Genomic DNA, 16,738 nt, shown 5'->3' on the forward strand with positions numbered 1-16,738 from the left:
GCACTACAAACTCTTGGTTTTATCAATTACGCCATCGATAAACTCACTCGATAGCAGTGTTTGTGCGTCCACTGGTCGAGCAAAGAAGAACCCTTGTAAATGGTGACACCCTAACTTATTGAGGAAAAAGATTTGCTCTCTGGTCTCCACCCCCTCGGCGATACAGTATAGGCCAAGGCTGCGCGCCAAGTTGTGAATGGTGCGAATAATGGATTCATTAGTTGGATTTACCCCAATTTGCCGTACAAAGCTTTGGTCTATCTTAATGACATCAATGGGGAATTGACTCAAATAGGTCAGTGATGAGAAACCAGTGCCAAAGTCATCAAGGAAAAGTTTGAATCCGGCGCTGTGCAAGCGGTTAAGTTGCTCTGCCGCTTTGGTTTTATCCTCTAGTAGGGTGTTTTCGGTGATCTCCAAGCGAAGCTGGGTGGGGCTAACATGGTGAAGAGCCAAAATATCTTGTAGGCGGTCGCTTAAATTCGACTTTAAGATATGAATAGGCGACAGGTTCAAAGATAAATAGAAATCATCAGAGCTCTCAAACCAAGGCTTTAAATCGCGCAGGGCTCTGTGTAGTGCTTGCTCGGTAATGGCATCAATTAAGCCTATTTCCTCTGCGATGGGGATAAATTCTCCCGGAGAGATAAAGGTGCCTTCATGTGGCCAGCGCAGAAGGAGCTCCACACCTACGATGCGCTTTTGGAAGTCATGCACAATGGGCTGGTAGTGGTTGAGTAACACCTCATCGCGATAGGCATCTTGTAACGCATTTTCTAGCATTAACTTATGGGTAATGCGGTTGTTCATTTGTTCGGTGAAGAACTTATAGCCATTGCGGCCCGCATTCTTGGCATGGATCATCGCCATATCGGCATTACGAATAAGATCTTCGGCGTTATCCGCATCGAAAGGAGACAACGCAATTCCCACACTGACAGAGATATTGATAGTAATATTGCCAATTTTTATGGGTTGCTCTAACACCTTGGCTAAGTGCTCAGCAAATTCACTGAGCATCTGTGGTGAATGGACATGTTCTATCAGTAACAAGAACTCATCGCCACTTTGACGCGCGAGCAGCGCATTGTCGTCTAATTGTTCGCTGATGCGCTCACAAATGCAGCACAGCACTTGGTCACCTACGGCATGGCCAAACGAATCATTTACCGGCTTAAATTTGTCCAAATCAATAAATAATAAGGCCAAAAGGGAAGCGTTTTCTTTCGCATAGTCAATTGCTTGGGATATTTTTGAGCGCATCATAGTGCGATTCGGTAACCCGGTTAAGGGGTCGTAATTGGCCAAGTAGCGTAACTCGTCTTCAGCACGCTTTTGCTCGGTCAAATCGGTGATCACGATGACGTAGTAGCTTACCTCATCACGGTTGTCGTTATTATCACGGCACACCGCAGTGACGCTTATCTGCACCGGATGGTGGCGGTTATGCTTGGTGCGGATCTGCTCTTCACAACGCCAGTTCTGCCCCGCTTTTAAGCGGCCGATGATACTCATGTACTTCTTATATTTGTGTTTACCCAGAGCACGTACAAATGGCTGAATATTAAGTTGTGGCGCTTGCTGGCTGGCAAAGGCTTGCAGGAAACTATGATTGGCGGAGAACGGCTGCATATGCTCATCTAAAATCAGTAACCAATCGCTGATCTGGCTGATGGCTTCACCTAATACTGTGGCTTGCTGCGCTGAGGCTTTCGCGTCGGTGATATTGGTATAGATGCCTGATACTACTCGCGCATGCCCCTGTAAGTCGCATTCGGTAATGCGCCCGACTTCGTGATACCACAGCCATTCACCACTGCTGTGAGCAATGCGATAGGTGCACTCCCAAGTGCCTTGTTCCCCTTGTTTTAAAAAGCGCTTCCACTGGGTACGATAGCGCTCCACATCATGGGGATGAATAAGTTCGGCATGTTGCTCAAATGAGCAGCTCAAAAAACTGTTAGCATAACCGAGCTCGTCACTCAGACGCCGCTGCGCAAATTGGCGCTCAGATACATAGTAGTGCCACACACCGCTGTTACTGCTTTGCAGAGCTAGGTTGGTTTGCTGTTGCGAGTTGACCGCTACACTGTGGGCGTCACGTAGTTTGCGTTGTTGTGCGCGTAAGTACATTAGCCAAGCGCCAATAATCGCAATGGCGAGCAAGGCATACATGGTTTTTGCAAGCGGCGAACGCCATGGCGCGTAGGCCACATTAACAATAAGACGCGCCTCACGTGAGTACTTGCCGGAGACGGGGTCGAAAGCACGAATGCTTAGTTCATGGCGTCCGGGGTTGAGTTTTGCAAACTGTAAGGTGTTGTCTTTGTAATCGTTATAAGTAAAGTCGCTGGCACCCGATAAACTAATGCGGTAGCGCACTTGGCTGCGGTGTAAAAAGTTAAAACTAGAAAAGGATATTGTCAGCCCGAGGTCGTCGTGCTGTAACTGCAGCGGCTTATCAATATAACTGATAGGGGAGTAATCGATTGAACGAGACAATAAATCAATATTGGTGATTTGCGGTGGTGGTGCAATATACTGGGTGTTGCCAGAGACGAAGTCTGTCGGGTCTATTTCCAATAACCCTTTTACGGTACCAAATACTAGCTCGCCGTTGCCTCGCTTAAGTACCGCGAAGGCGTTAAACTCCGATGCGGATAGGCCATCTTCTACGGTGAAATAGCGCACGTGTTCAGAGTTTATATTTAATCGATACAAGCCGTTGTTGGAGCCAAACCACAAGTAACCTAAATCATCCACCACTGGCGTATACACGCCAAGATTTTTTAATCCTTGTTCTAGGCCTATTCGGGCGCGAACCTCAAGTGTTTCCATATCAAGAGCAACTAAGCCCTCGTTATCGATGCTCAACCACAAGGAATTATTCTGATCGACCGTCCAGCCATCAATATAATTAAAGTGCTGTGGATTCGTGTTGGCGGATTCATAAACCACCTCAACTTGTTGGCGCGAGGTGTCATAGCGATAAAGCGTACCGCTATGGCTGAGCAGTGGGTCGTTCGGATGATTAGGCAGCGGCGATAGAAAGTGCGTGGCTAAATCAGGCAAAAGCGCACGATTTAGTGCTGGCACATCGGTAATGCGGTTGGCCTCGGGGTCATACATATAAAAGCCACTGGGGGCGATAAAAAACGCCCGATTGTCAGGTAACTGCACAAGCCCGCCATAGTAACTCTGGGGGTCGAAGCTTTGAGGCCTATCTGCTTTTTCTAACGGTCGGGTGAGGGTACTGGTTTTGATGTTAAATAGCTCACTGCCGTAGCTTGATTCCAACCATAGCGAGTCTGGCTGATGTGTGGCTGGAAAAATACGATAGATAGTTTGTTGGCCAATGGCGAGTTTATCGTCTTTACTGACCAGGTATGCTTCACTCTCACCATTGGCACTGAGGCGATTGAGGCCGTTATCGCTGCCCACCCACAATGTGCCGTCGGCTTGCTCATACATGCCCCAAGCGATGTGCCCATGTTTATACTGGCCGCTAGGAAGTGTTCGTTGGCGAAAGCGCATAGACAGCGGCGACCATGAGTAGACTCCTTGGGAGCGAGAGCTAAGCCAAATCATGCCACCTTTATCGCGAAAGAGTACTTGGATACTGTTGTCGCTGACGGCAAAGCGCGATTTACTAAATTGGACCAGTGTTTGTGCGCGCAAAGATTGCCGATTAAATTGTTTTAAGCCCTCATCTGTGGCGATAAAGTCATAAAGCCCATAGCGTTGGAAGCCCCATATGTTGTAGCTTGGCAATAATGTTCTAAATGTATTGGGGCTAGAGAGGCTCATGCTGTACAAGCCTTCTACCGTGCCGATCATCAGGCCGAATTCACTGTCAAAGCGCAACAGTTTCACGTTTTGCTGATCGCCGCTCGGCGCTTCGCTCTTGGGTAGGTAGTTAATTTGCTTCACTCGGCCTTGTTGATAATGGTAAAGGCCATTAGATGCACCGACATAAAGCCCATCTTGATGTGGCAGCAAGGCGCGGATGATATGGGTTTCATTGGCAATACTAAAGGCATGGGTGAGTGAGTTATCGGTTAAATCGAGACTGAAAATATGATGATTTAAGCCAAGCCAAACACGCTCAGGGTTCAGGGGATCTTGAGCGATTGCAGAGACGCTAACATAGTCTATCTTGTGTTCACTAAGGGTATTGGCAATGATTTGCTTGGAAGTGAGTGTGGCCGGATCGACCAAGTACACGCCGCTGAACTGCGTCGACACGAGTAGTTTGCCATTTGCTAGTTTAAGCATGGTCAAAATAAAGTCACTACTTAGCGCCGAGTGTTGGCTCTCAAAAAGCGTTACCTTATAGCCGTCGTAGCGATTTAAACCACGCCCTGTGGCGAACCACATATAGCCGAAATCGTCTTGGGCTATGGCACTAACCGAGCCCTGAGACAAGCCCTCATCAGTGGATAAACGTTGGAGCTGATAGCCGTATCCAGCATCGTTGACGTGTGCCTGTGAGGGTGTAGCAAATAAATGCAAAAGCATGAAAAGCACAGTAATACATGCGCTATGTAGACGACGCAATGGCTGACCCCAATTGAAGTTGAAACCAACATATTAGCCTTAAATCCCTCAGGGCATTTAGGCATCAACTAATCGTTAACAATAATACATAAATTTAGCATAGAACCTTGGTTCGTCACTATATCTTTATAATTTTACTTTGAAAAAACCACACCTTATGATGAATTTCGGCAAACAAAAAGGAACAAAGTGGAGCGTTTAATGAACAATAATGCACAAAATGCAACCTTAGTGGTTGTTGATATGCAAGCTAAGTTAGCACCCGCTATGAGCGAGTACACCCATATACGTGCTCAGGTGCAGTTGCTACTTAGCGCCAGTCACTGCCTTGATATTCATTGTTTGGTGGCAGAGCAATACCCTGAAGGTCTTGGGCCAACCGATGCACAACTTAAAATAGGGAACGCCAACTATATTACCAAAACAACGTTCAGTGCCGCCCAGCATAAAGATTTTGAGCAAGCATTAGGCTCGCACCAGCACATCTATTTGTGTGGTATGGAAAGTCATGTCTGTGTCTACTTCACGGCAATGGATTTATTGGCCAAGGGCTACACAGTGAGTGTGATAGCCGATGCGGTGTGTTCACGAAAACAAGAAAACAAACAATGGGCGCTTTTGCAACTGCGCCAAGCTGGCGTGCAGGTATGCTCTGCAGAAACGGCTATATTCGGATGGATGCACAGTTGCGAGCATCCGCAATTTAAAGAGGTTTTAGCGTTAATAAAATAGGCGCCATGGTCGGCGCCCATTGTGGGGATTTACAGTGAGAACGTTTTGCTCACTGACAGTACCAAGCGCTCATCAGCGTATTCGCTATCAAGGTTGGTATCTTCTGCCGCTAACTCGAAATCAAAGCCTGAATAGGAGGTTTGATAGGCGAGACGGTAATGTACGTAGGATTTGCCATCCGCTTGCCACGCGAACTTATCGCCATCTAGCGAGTTTGACGCGTCTACGCTTAAGCGCAAGTTATGACCCTCTGCCAGTGCATAGTTATGAGCTAGCATGGAGATAACATGGCCAGCATCGGTGCCAAAGTAATCCCAGGTGTACCAGAAGTTGGCCTCGGTAGTACCCAGTTGCGAGTCATAGGCAAATTTGGTGTAGGCTTCAAAATAGTTACCGTCACTGGAGCTAGATGCGCCGTGATAACTGTAATAAGCGATACCATAATCCACAGACAGCTGGTTGTTCAACTGGCGAAATTGGCCGACGTAGAAATCCCATTCTAAGTCAGTGCCATCGCCAAAGTCGACGTTTGACGCCCAGCTGCCGGCGTAGAAACCGTTATCGGCAGCGTAATCAATGCTCCCTTGCAGCGCTGGGTCGTTTTCAGTTTGGCTTACACCATTAAAGGTGTAGTCGCTAGCACCAGTAATTGTTGCTGACCAATCAGCCAATGCGACCTGTGAGGCCATCATTAACGAGATTGCGCTTAAAGAGTAAATTGTTTTTCTCATCATTGCTCCTAATGTACGGATTCTATTTTTTTATAATCAAGACGGTTTTCTTTTGGTGAGCTATCGATGTTGCTCACGGTTTTGAATTTGGTGTACAAAATGTAGCCTAAACAACTAAAGAATAGACCAATTACCAAGGCACCGACCCATTGGATTTGTAAGAAGTCAAAAGTAAACAACAGTGTCAGCGCTGCTAAGGCTAGAAAATGGAAGCCCATGTAACGCCATTTACCCAGACGCTTAGTCGTCAGATTGAGGTTGTCACTATAAAGACGGATTAATGAGTCCAACGAGTTGATCACGAAGATAATGCCGACAAACACCATGGCGAAGTTACGGATACCCGTCGTATCTAGCCCTGCATCGTGATAGTGGTATAACACCGCAAACCACAGCGCAATTGGAATAGAGGGGAAGATCAACATCGCTGCTAGCACCTGATAGGTTTTAAGACCACCGACAAAGCGGGCGGTAAATTGGCCAATCATGATGCTCCATGCGAACCACCAAAACAGGTAGAAGGCGTGGTAATCATTGATAGGGAAGATAAATTCGTGGATGTTGCCAAAATAGCCTCCCAGCATGGCCACTGACTGAGCGTACTCACCCATGGCGCTATCACCCCATAAGAAGGCGCTGCCCCACATAAAGGCGATAAGACCAATAAAGACCCACGTCGTGGATACACTCAATACACGTACATATTTAATGTCGGTACTGGAGTAAACAGAAAAGGCAATAGCGGCAAAGACAATGAGGTAAAATAACGGAATGATGCTCTCGCCATCACCGATGCTAGGCAAATACCATGGTAAGTTGGCCAACAATAATGAAGCGGTGAAGGCACAGGTGCCAATAATCACCACGTTATTAATAAACTTCACCCAAGGGATCTCAAAGAACTTTACTTTGGGCTCAATTACGCAGAAATAAAAGCAGGTGAGGAAGTAAAAACTCCAAATGAAAAAGCCCCAAAAACCAAACTCAATGGCGAGCGGGTTAGTGAATGCATATTCTGGGCTTGCGTTTATGTCTGCATAACCGCCAAACTCGGTCAATGGGAACATGATCAGTCCCACATCCAGGCCGGAGGTGAACAAGATAGCAATAAAGGTGAAGGTTCGTACTGGGGTGACACCCACGCACTGCACATTCCCCCATTTCGCCAAGATAAAGACGATAGCGAGTAGGGTAAATAAAATGCCAGCACTAAGCCATAAAGTCATTATCACCCTCCCAATATAAGTAGAAATAGTTCATATTTTCTCCATTTTGTTGTTTTTAAAATATAAGGCGCCCAGGGCGCAGCTATTGAGCTGCACCAAGAAAGCCTTGTGAAATCGTATTAGTTACAGAGTTTGGCTACGCTGTCGCTGCTGCCATTGCGGGTCGTTGACCACTTCAACATGTTGCGACGCAAGCGGAGTCTTTCCTAAGATATGGTCGGCTGCCTTTTCCGCTACCATAATGGTGGGTGCATTTAAGTTGCCATTAGGAATGGTCGGGAAAATTGAGGAGTCAACCACACGCAGACCCTCAACACCATGTACCTTTGCCTGACTATCAACCACGGCCATCTCATCTTCACCCATTTTGCACGAGCAAGAAGGGTGATAGGCACTTTCAACGGCTTGGCGCACAAAGGCATCAATCTGCTCATCTGTTTGCACGTCAGTACCCGGTTGAATTTCCTCATCGCGGAATGCATCAAATGCATTTTGATTAATAATTTCGCGCGTTAGGCGCACGCAGGCACGAAAGCCTTCGATATCGTCCGGGTGTTGAAGGTAATTAAATTGAATTTTTGGCGCACAGTCAGGGTCGCTGTTTTTAACCAACACATGACCACGACTTTTCGGCTTATTGTGACCAATATGGACTTGGAAGCCATGGCCAGCGAAGGCACTCTTGCCATCGTAACGAATCGCCGCAGGTAAAAAGTGATACTGTAGATCAGGCCACTCAACCCCTTCTTTAGAGCGAATAAAGCCACATGATTCAAAGTGGTTGGTCGCCCCTAAGCCATCTTTGAATAATAACCAGCGAGCCCCGATCATGGCTTTTGAAAACAGCCCAAGCTTGCCATTGAGGGTAATAGGTTGCTTACACTTAAATTGGAAATAAAACTCCAAGTGATCTTGCAGGTTCTGGCCCACACCGGGTAAATGGTGTGTACAGGGAATACCGGCATTATCTAAATGGGCTTTGTCACCGATGCCAGACAACTGCAACAAATGTGGAGAGCCAATGGGCCCGGCACTTAAAATCACTTCTTTGTTGGCCATGGCTTTATGAACTTTGCCACCAACGCGATACTGAATGCCACGAGCTTGTTTGCCCTCTAGTAACACTTTTTGCGCTTTCGCATGAGTGACGATGGTGAGATTGCTACGCTCTTTGACCGGATCCAGATAGGCACGCGCCGCCGAACAACGTTTGCCGTCTTTTACGGTCATGTGCATAGGGCCAAAGCCCTCTTGCTGTGCACCATTATAATCTTTGCTAAAGGCATAGCCTGCTTGCTGACCGGCATCAATAAAGGCTTTATACAACGGGTTTTTCATGTCGTTGCCGTTATTTACGCCCAAAGGACCATCGCCACCACGATAAGTGTCACCGCCGAGGTACCACTGCTCGGCCTTTTTGAAATAAGGTAAGCAGTCCTGATAGCTCCAGCCTTGTGCACCGTGTTGTTGCCATTCGTCAAAGTCTTTGGCGTGACCGCGTACATACACCATGCCGTTGATAGATGATGAGCCACCGAGTACTTTGCCGCGAGGACAATGCATTTTGCGATTGTCTAAATATGGCTCTGCCTCAGCGTGGAATTGCCAAGCATACTTGCTGGTATTCATAGGGATAGACAGCGCCGTAGGCATTTGAATAAAAATACTTTTATCACTGCCGCCGGTCTCAAGTAACAACACCCGGTTATTACTATCGGCACTCAGGCGGTTTGCCAGTACACAACCCGCTGAACCGGCGCCAACGATAATATAATCAAATTCGCTGCTCATGATGACACCTCCTTAAAACGGGCTCTCAAGTTGGTTCATACCCACGTACACTGATTTCGTTTGTAGGTATTGGTTGATAGCCTCTAAGCCATTCTCGCGGCCGATGCCCGATAGCTTATAGCCGCCGACAGGCATTTCTGCCGGGGAGGCGCCATAAGCATTAATCCAACAAATACCAGCCTCAAGCTGGTGGATCACACGGTGGGCGCGGCGTAGATCTTGGCTCATTACACCAGCGGCCAGGCCCATAGGTGTGTTATTAGCGCGCTCAATGACTTCTTGCTCGTCATCAAACACTAAGACACTCATAACCGGACCAAAGATTTCTTCGCGACAAATAGTCATGTTGTCATCGCAATCGGTAAACACGGTTGGGGCCACAAAATAGCCTTGCGGCGCACTTGTTGGGGTCAGTGCATGACCGCCGATGGCAACGGTAGCCCCTTCTTGTTTACCCTTTTCAATGTACTCAAGCACAAGCTGTTGATGCTTTTTCGAGATCAGCGCGCCTAAGTTCACCTCAGGGTCTAACGGATCGCCGGCAATAATATTCTTTTGTGTGCGCTCGAGCAGTTCACTCATAAACTGCTCATAAACACCACGCTGCACAAACACACGAGTACAGTTAGTGCACACTTCACCTTGGGTGTAGAAGTTGCCAAGCATTGCGGCACTGACCGCTTCGCTAATATCGGCATCATCAAATACCAATAGCGGTGATTTGCCGCCGAGCTCCATGGTGACGTCTTTTAAGTTGCTGGCGGCGCTTTGCATTACTTTTTTACCTGTGCCCACTTCGCCGGTGAAAGAGACCTTCTCGATTTCTGAGTGGGTTGTAAGCCACTGACCCACCTCGGCGGCGCCATGGACGACATTGAAAACCCCTGCTGGTACGCCGGCTTCAATGAAAATCTCCGCTAACATGTTGGCGCCTTTTGGGGTTTCTTCCGAAGGCTTAAAAATCATGGCGTTACCTGCGGCCAATGCCGGTGCAGATTTCCAACACGCGATTTGCAGAGGGTAGTTCCATGCGCCAATGCCGGCACACACCCCTAATGCTTCTTTGCGGGTATAGTAAAAGTCGCCGGCAACCTCTTGCTGCTGACCGACTACGGTGGGCGCTAATGAGGCAGAGTACTCAATGGCGTCGGCACCAGTGACTACATCGACGCACTCGGCTTCTTGCCACGGTTTACCGGTATCTAATACTTCAATTTTCGCCAGCTCATCGTTACGCTCGCGTAACAAGGCCACCGCTTTGTGCAAAATGCGGGCGCGCTCGATAGGCTGCATCGCTGACCACTGCGCGAAACCAGCTTTAGCGCTGTCGATGGCGGCCTGTTGGATATGCTCATCGGCCACTTCGACCTGATAGATGACCTCGTCAGTTGCTGGGTTAATGACATCAAACACATCGCCACTGGCGTTGGCCATGGGGGCACCATCAATAAAACTTTGTAAGCGAGGGTAAGACATTTACTGTTCTCCAAATTGCGCTATCAGGGTATCGATATAACTTTTACTTAACTGCTCAGCGTGATGAAAGTCATCGGCTTCGCCGCGGCTGAGTACACAGCGTAGCCATAATCCGTCAATCATGCCTGCGGCCAACTCGGCGGCCTGCTTGGCTTTGTCGCGTGGCATCAGGGTATTAAACGACACCTGTAAATTACTGCGTAAGCGACGACTGTTGACCTGCTGCAGTCGGAATAGGGCAGGGTCGTGCAGTGACTGCGCCCAAAAGCTCAGCCAAGTTCGGGTGCTGTCATGCTGTTGCTGTACGGGGGCAAAGTTTGACTCAACGATTAAGTTTAGTCGCTCTCGTGGACTGAGCGTGTCGTCAGCGGTGGTCTTCGCCAGCAAGTTAATTTTCAGCTGGGTTAATAAGTAACGCACCGTTGCTTCAATCAAACCTTGTTTACCACCAAAGTAATGGCTAATGATGCCCGAAGATAATCCGGCACGTTTGCTAATGCTGTTGATGGTGGTGGCATGTAAGCCAAGCTCAGCAACTGAGTTTAAAGTGGCGTCGATTAACTGTTGACGCCGCACAGGTTCCATTCCGACTTTAGGCATATTTTTATTAATTGACCGTTCAATTAAAATAAAGATTAATAGTTTGAGCTGAAATGATCAAGCTTCAGAGTTTGTTCAGATCCAAACGTAGGCAAAGATCTATGTTGACTAGAAGGCTAATTTTTACTGGTCGGTGAATTGATAAATATCAATTTAAAACATTGAGTTATAGTTCTGTCAAAGTGCTTTTTTGGTGGCGGGTACAGCTCGAGAATAGAGATACAAAATTTTTTTATCAGCACCAATGATTAGATGTCTAATTGCTTGTTAGCAAAGTGTAGATAGCGCAATAAAAGAGCAATAATTTTTTATTGATAACTATTTTTGTTTAGATTAAACTATAGCCAATAACGCAATTGAGAGTGGTTTGTATTCGTGTATATCTGTTTATGTCATGGTGTATCAGACAAAAAAATTGAGCAGGCGATTGATGATGGAGCCCGTTCAATGCGCGATCTTACAAAAGAACTAAAGGTTGGTTCGCAGTGTGGCAAATGCTGCAATTGCACCAAAAAAATTCTTAACCAAAAGCTGATTGATATTGTTGATGTGACTGACGACGTCGCTTAATCCCTATAGCGACGTATGATCCTCCTACCTCCTTTTATATCCCCCTGAATTTGTTATAGTAACAATAGACTACGTTGCTTAGGTAATCACAATGGATGCCCTTATCAACGCGCGTTTATTACTTGTCTTTGCCGTGGTGGTTGTTGCCGGTTGCGTAGCCCCTAAAGCGTATAACGTGCACAACTTAGATGATGCCAGTTATTCCATGCCAGCGAAGGGAACAGCTTTGATATCGAATGTTATAGACGAACAGCCCAGCCCTGAACTGTCGGGGTTTTATCCCTTGATTGATGGCCTAGATGCCTTCGCTGCACGTATTGCGCTGATAGAGACAGCGCAATACTCTGTCGATTTACAGTACTATTTGTATCATCGCGAAGAAACCTCACAGCTGTTGAGTGCCTATTTATTGCGTGCTGCCGAGCGTGGCGTGCGAGTTCGCCTGTTACTTGATGACCTATCTCAAGCGAACTTAGAGCAAGATTTAAGTGCTTTGGCGGTGCATAACAACGTTGAAGTGAGACTGTTTAATCCTTTGAATCACAGGCGGTTGCGGTTCTTAAGTTTTATCACTGATTATTCCCGTGTATCGCGGCGTATGCACAATAAGAGCTTTATCGTTGACAGCGAGCTCTTCATTACTGGGGGGCGGAACATTGGCAACGCCTATTTTTCCGGTGATCATAACTCACAATTTGTTGACTTTGACGTACTGGGTGTCGGCCCAATCGTTGATAAGGCAACCATGGCTTTCGACTTATATTGGAATCATCCACTCGCTGAGGATATCAATGAATTGTCTGGCAGTGCTGACAGCCAAGATTTGGCGCAGTTATCAAGCCGCCTAAGTCGTTACGTTAGCACCGCATTTCACAACGAAAGCCCGTATATTCAAAGGCTTAAAGAGTCCACTCTGGTACAAACATTGGTTAACGGCAAGCTGTCTATGGATTGGGCAAAAGCGCAGTTATATGTTGATGACCCTAATAAGCTGTTAACCGATAGCCGTAATAATAGTACGCACATGGCACCGAAGCTGTTTGCAGCCATGGGAGAGCCTCGCCAGCGCGTGAACATTATCTCCCCTTATTTCATTCCCAAAGACAAAGGATTAGAGCTCATTAAGAAATGGCGTGAGCAGGGGGTTGCTGTGACTGTTCTCACTAACTCGCTTGCCGCCACCGATGTGCCGGTTGTGCATGCTGGGTATGCCGATTATCGTCAGCAGCTGTTGGCTATGGGCGTCGAATTATGGGAGCTTAAGCGTAATCTGGATTTAGCCGCGCAGCAACCGAAGCGTAAAGGGTTTCGTGGTTCTTCCACTGCCAGCTTGCACGCTAAAAGCATGACCATGGATGATGACAAAATATTTGTAGGTTCGCTAAATCTAGACCCGCGCTCGTTTAATTTAAACACAGAGCAAGGGCTGTTGATTCACTCCGAGCGTATGAATCGCTTATTAAGTCGATGGATCACAACGGAGATGCCCAAATATGCGTGGCAACTAAGCCTCGACGAGCAGGGCGATATTGTGTGGCAAGACAGAAAGAATCAACAGCGATTGACCACTGAGCCTGATACCAGTGCATGGTTGCGTTTTAAAGTATGGCTTATGTCTTTATTGCCGATAGAAGATGTTTTATAGCACAGCCATGTTGGCCACACTAAAATAAAAAAGCCGCAACTAAGCGGCTTTTTTTAATGAAGATCAGGCGCGGCAAGGGTTACATCTGTGATTGCAGATAGTTTTCTAGGCCCGTGGCCTTGATTAGATGTTGCTGCGTTTCCAGCCAATCTATTTGCTCTTCCTGCTCATTTTGAATTGCATCTAGCGCCTCACGGCTGATGTAATCTAAACGCTCTTCGGCAAGCTTTACCGCTGCCTGCAAGTCCTTTAATGACTCCAGCTCAAAATGCATGTTGGCAGCTATCATCTCTTCAACATTTTCACCAATGCGCAGGCGCCCTAAATCCTGTAGGTTAGGAAGCCCCTCTAAAAACAGAATGCGCTCGATAAGTCTATCGGCATTTTTCATTTTCTGGATAGACACCTTGTAGTCTGCTTTATCTAGTTTGCTAAAACCAAAATCTTTGAACATGCGCGCATGCAAAAAATATTGATTAATGCCTACTAGCTCATTTGCGAGCACTTGGTTTAAGGCTGCAATGACGTCTTTATCACCTTTCATAATTAAGCCTCAGACTCACCCATTTGCGATTGTTGATAATTTTGAATACCGATCTTCTCAATGAGACCAAGCTGCTGTTCAAGCCAATAAACATGGTCCTCTTCGGTATCAAACAAGAGCTTCTCAAGTACTTCGCGAGATTGATAGTCTTGTTCTTCTTCGCAAATTTTGATGGTTTCTTTAACACACTGTACAACCTCAAGCTCAAGTTTAAGGTCGTTGGCCATCATCTCTTTGACGTTGCCACCAACAAGCAGAGCTCGACGTTTAGTTAAATCGGGCACGCCTTCTAAAAATAAAATACGCTTGATAAGCCAGTCAGCGTGTTGCGTCTCCTCGTCGCGCTCGTGCTCCAAACGCTCATAAAGTTTATTTAAACCCCAATCTTCGTACATGCGCGAATGAATGAAATATTGGTCAATTGCGGCCAGCTCATTTGCAAGCAGCTTATTGAATGCGTCTATAACTCGTTGTTTACCTTGCATTTGCCATAATCTCCTTAGAAAGATGTAGCCCTAGTGTAGTCGATCTTATGAATAAATCAAATTTTTATATATAAATCATAGGGTTACAATTAAAAAGTATTCGCATTCAAGTTTCGATTAATGCTTGTGAGTGATTCTTTTTTAACCGCAGTGAGACAAGCCGAATAAAAAAGCCGGTAAACCGGCTTTGCACTGTTGATACAACTGGATTGCTTATTGCCGCTCTAGAATTGGTAATGGATACCGGCGGTGATTGTGGTGCCTAAACCTTTTATATTGTAGCCGCCATAGGTGTAAGCTTGCGCTCTTGCGGGATAGTAATCGCGGTTTAGAAGGTTTTCGATGCCGAAATAGGCATTGGCGCTTGAATTGAATTGCCAGTTACCGCTGAGGTTCATGACAAAATAATCGTCAATCGGCCCTTGATCGCCAACATACTCGCCAGCATCGTTGGCGGTAAACCGTTTGCGGCTTCCCACGTATAAGTTTGATAACGTGAGCGCGGCATCATCTGTAGCTTGCCATTGTAGGTTCACAGTCGCCTTGGGTGGACTAATTTGTTTGCCTCCGAGATAAATATCTTCAGCCGTGTTTTTGCCCTCGACATAAGAATAGGTGGCAGTGGCTCGCCAAGCAGGGTGAAAGCGGTAATCCACTAGCGCTTCATACCCCCAAATCTCCTGTGGAGCACGTGCAGGCATGTATACGCCAGTGGCTTCATCAAAACGGTTAGTGGTTCCCAAATCAGAGGTGCTGCGATATAAAGACGCTTCAATTCGCAGGCTATCAAGTACCGACGTAAAGCCCACTTCGTAATTGTCGATAAGCGCGGCTTCAGTGCGGATCAGAGCAATATCATCCACGGTAGCGCTACGCAGCAAGCGGCCAATATCAGAGATATCTGCACCTTGAGAGTAACTAAAAAACGGACTAAATTGCTCATACGCATTATATTTTAGCCCGACATTGTAGGTGGTGGCTGTGTAATTGAGGGTGTCACCACGCACTTCGAACGCCACAGAGCATTGCTGGGCGTTGCGGCACAGTTTAAGGGTACGGTAATCATCAACTTCGAGGTCGATGTCCTCATGGCGTACACCGGCTTTGATAACATAGTCATCAAACATCACCCATTTACTTTGAAAAAAGCCGGCAAGGTTGCTCATGTCCATTTCCGGGACCCACTCACGGCCATCAACTAAGGGTTGAGATGTGGTGTCTTGCAGCGCATCAATACCATAAATAAAGGTGGCTTCGGTGTTGTCAAAATCTATCAAGGTATTCAACGTGGCGCGCAGGCCCTGCTTCTGCGAGGCAATGATCGACTGACCGCCATCATAACCCTCATCTGGGTTGGCAAGATTTGGAGAGAAGAAGAACACGTTTTCAATATCTTGCGCATATAAGTCTAGAGTCAGTGCGGTGTGCGCGAAGATAGCGTTATCGGTGTACTTAAGCATGGCATTGGTGTTGCCACTTGGGCCTTGAGGACGACCTTGCTTTTGCTGTGCTGGCGGCACATGAATGGCGTAGGATTTATCGCCAGAATTGACGTTACCAAAGACATCGCCTAAATCTGTTTTTTGTTGCGACTTATAGTAGTTGTAAGTAAAGGCGAGGGCCTTATCTGCATCAAAGTCGTAACCTAATTTGGTGAAGTAATTGTGCGTTTGTACGTCACTGAGTCCGTATTGCAAGCCAAGAATATCGCCTTCGGCGTCGCGCTGTACGCCATTTTCTTCATAGCTGATTGTCGCTAAATAAGAAAACTTGTTTGCCCGGCCACTGACCGAGCCCTCGATGCGTGCACCTAAGGTTTCATCCGCTTTGACGGCACTGAATCGTGTTGACACATCAAGCTCTGCACTAAAATCATCAGCCGTTGTCGGTTTTTTGGTAATGTAATTGATCACTCCGCCTGCAGCGCCATTGCCATATACTGAGGTGGCCCCTTTGATGACTTCAATGCGTTCAATAACGCTTGGGTCGAGTGTGCGTATGCCCAAAGAGCCATTACGCAGCGGCGTGGACTGAGGGACACCGTCAATCATCACTAAGGGCGCTCTGCCGCGCAACGTTTGCCCGGTGTTACTTGAACTATTTGTGCTTGGCGCCATGCCTGGCACCATCATTTGCAAAAGGTTTTGTAATTCTGGATTAACCTTAAGCTGGGCCTCAATTTGTTCTCGAGTGATCACCGTCACCGATGCTGGCACTTCGTCAATATTTTCTATGACACGGCTACCAGTCACAATAATATGTTCTAAGTTTTCATTGTTATTTTGTTTGGCGATGACGTTGCCACTGAGAGCAAGCATAATTAGAGAAAAGGGAAAGCGCACGTATTGTCCTTGTTGTACTGAAATGGAGGGGCGAATGAT

12 protein-coding genes are annotated in these 16,738 nt (G+C 46.9%); 3 read left to right on the forward strand and 9 right to left on the reverse strand.

Translation table 11 applies throughout. The features are described 5' to 3' along the window. Positions 1 to 3: 3 nt before the first annotated feature. Positions 4 to 4,518, reverse strand: a complete 4,515-nt coding sequence (locus tag PRUTH_RS17380; RefSeq protein WP_151174036.1) for an EAL domain-containing protein — start codon at positions 4,516 to 4,518, stop codon at positions 4 to 6. Between the two features lie 240 nt (positions 4,519 to 4,758). Between PRUTH_RS17380 and PRUTH_RS17385 the strand changes: the two genes are divergently transcribed. After that, positions 4,759 to 5,289 carry an isochorismatase family protein gene (locus PRUTH_RS17385; RefSeq protein ID WP_151174037.1) on the forward strand — a complete coding sequence of 177 codons (531 nt, stop codon included), beginning with the start codon at positions 4,759 to 4,761 and terminating at the stop codon, positions 5,287 to 5,289. A 29-nt stretch (positions 5,290 to 5,318) separates the two neighbouring features. Here PRUTH_RS17385 and PRUTH_RS17390 read toward each other — a convergent pair whose 3' ends face one another. From PRUTH_RS17390 to betI, 5 genes are all read right to left on the reverse strand, one after another. Next, positions 5,319 to 6,023, reverse strand: coding sequence for a TorF family putative porin (locus tag PRUTH_RS17390; protein WP_045978983.1), 705 nt, complete (start codon positions 6,021 to 6,023; stop codon positions 5,319 to 5,321). Positions 6,024 to 6,028: 5 nt separating this feature from the next. Further along, positions 6,029 to 7,246 carry a BCCT family transporter gene (locus PRUTH_RS17395; protein ID WP_022944617.1) on the reverse strand — a complete coding sequence of 406 codons (1,218 nt, stop codon included), beginning with the start codon at positions 7,244 to 7,246 and terminating at the stop codon, positions 6,029 to 6,031. A 123-nt stretch (positions 7,247 to 7,369) separates the two neighbouring features. Beyond that, positions 7,370 to 9,037 (reverse strand): choline dehydrogenase, encoded by a 1,668-nt coding sequence (gene betA, locus PRUTH_RS17400; protein WP_151174038.1) that lies wholly within the window; start codon positions 9,035 to 9,037, stop codon positions 7,370 to 7,372. 12 nt (positions 9,038 to 9,049) lie between these two features. After that, positions 9,050 to 10,513, reverse strand: a complete 1,464-nt coding sequence (betB, locus tag PRUTH_RS17405) for a betaine-aldehyde dehydrogenase (protein WP_151174039.1) — start codon at positions 10,511 to 10,513, stop codon at positions 9,050 to 9,052. Then, entirely contained in the window at positions 10,514 to 11,113 is a 600-nt protein-coding gene (gene betI / locus PRUTH_RS17410; protein ID WP_026111069.1) for a transcriptional regulator BetI, read from the reverse strand. Positions 11,114 to 11,488: 375 nt separating this feature from the next. Here betI and PRUTH_RS17415 point away from each other — a divergent pair, with 375 nt between their 5' ends. After that, positions 11,489 to 11,683 (forward strand): (2Fe-2S)-binding protein, encoded by a 195-nt coding sequence (locus tag PRUTH_RS17415; RefSeq protein WP_022944621.1) that lies wholly within the window; start codon positions 11,489 to 11,491, stop codon positions 11,681 to 11,683. A gap of 91 nt (positions 11,684 to 11,774) precedes the next feature. Continuing rightward, positions 11,775 to 13,328 (forward strand): phospholipase D family protein, encoded by a 1,554-nt coding sequence (locus PRUTH_RS17420; RefSeq protein ID WP_151174040.1) that lies wholly within the window; start codon positions 11,775 to 11,777, stop codon positions 13,326 to 13,328. Between the two features lie 79 nt (positions 13,329 to 13,407). On the opposite strand, the gene bfr (PRUTH_RS17425) is transcribed toward PRUTH_RS17420, so the two are convergent. The 3 genes from bfr (PRUTH_RS17425) to PRUTH_RS17435 all read right to left on the reverse strand — a co-directional run bounded on the left by bfr (PRUTH_RS17425) (position 13,408) and on the right by PRUTH_RS17435 (position 16,675). Further along, positions 13,408 to 13,872 (reverse strand): bacterioferritin, encoded by a 465-nt coding sequence (gene bfr / locus PRUTH_RS17425; RefSeq protein WP_022944623.1) that lies wholly within the window; start codon positions 13,870 to 13,872, stop codon positions 13,408 to 13,410. A gap of 2 nt (positions 13,873 to 13,874) precedes the next feature. Then, the gene (gene bfr / locus PRUTH_RS17430; protein ID WP_045978988.1) at positions 13,875 to 14,357 is read right to left on the reverse strand and encodes a bacterioferritin; all 483 of its coding nucleotides are present in this window, start codon (positions 14,355 to 14,357) and stop codon (positions 13,875 to 13,877) included. 224 nt (positions 14,358 to 14,581) lie between these two features. Next, positions 14,582 to 16,675: a TonB-dependent receptor gene (locus PRUTH_RS17435; RefSeq protein WP_151174289.1), complete on the reverse strand. Its 2,094-nt coding sequence runs from the start codon at positions 16,673 to 16,675 to the stop codon at positions 14,582 to 14,584. Positions 16,676 to 16,738 lie beyond the last annotated feature (63 nt).

Origin of the sequence: Pseudoalteromonas ruthenica (genome assembly GCF_008808095.1) — a bacterium.
In the GTDB taxonomy this organism is placed as follows: domain Bacteria; phylum Pseudomonadota; class Gammaproteobacteria; order Enterobacterales; family Alteromonadaceae; genus Pseudoalteromonas; species Pseudoalteromonas ruthenica.

What these genes read in the sequence shown, in the direction of transcription:
- PRUTH_RS17380 (WP_151174036.1), bottom strand. Translation starts at nt 4,518, where the DNA reads ATGCTTTTGCATTTATTTGCTACACCCTCACAGGCACACGTCAACGAT.
- PRUTH_RS17435 (WP_151174289.1), bottom strand. Translation starts at nt 16,675, where the DNA reads ATGCTTGCTCTCAGTGGCAACGTCATCGCCAAACAAAATAACAATGAA.
- PRUTH_RS17385 (WP_151174037.1), top strand. Translation starts at nt 4,759, where the DNA reads ATGAACAATAATGCACAAAATGCAACCTTAGTGGTTGTTGATATGCAA.
- bfr (WP_045978988.1), bottom strand. Translation starts at nt 14,357, where the DNA reads ATGCAAGGTAAACAACGAGTTATAGACGCATTCAATAAGCTGCTTGCA.
- PRUTH_RS17420 (WP_151174040.1), top strand. Translation starts at nt 11,775, where the DNA reads ATGGATGCCCTTATCAACGCGCGTTTATTACTTGTCTTTGCCGTGGTG.
- betI (WP_026111069.1), bottom strand. Translation starts at nt 11,113, where the DNA reads ATGCCTAAAGTCGGAATGGAACCTGTGCGGCGTCAACAGTTAATCGAC.
- PRUTH_RS17390 (WP_045978983.1), bottom strand. Translation starts at nt 6,023, where the DNA reads ATGATGAGAAAAACAATTTACTCTTTAAGCGCAATCTCGTTAATGATG.
- PRUTH_RS17395 (WP_022944617.1), bottom strand. Translation starts at nt 7,246, where the DNA reads ATGACTTTATGGCTTAGTGCTGGCATTTTATTTACCCTACTCGCTATC.
- bfr (WP_022944623.1), bottom strand. Translation starts at nt 13,872, where the DNA reads ATGAAAGGTGATAAAGACGTCATTGCAGCCTTAAACCAAGTGCTCGCA.
- betB (WP_151174039.1), bottom strand. Translation starts at nt 10,513, where the DNA reads ATGTCTTACCCTCGCTTACAAAGTTTTATTGATGGTGCCCCCATGGCC.
- betA (WP_151174038.1), bottom strand. Translation starts at nt 9,037, where the DNA reads ATGAGCAGCGAATTTGATTATATTATCGTTGGCGCCGGTTCAGCGGGT.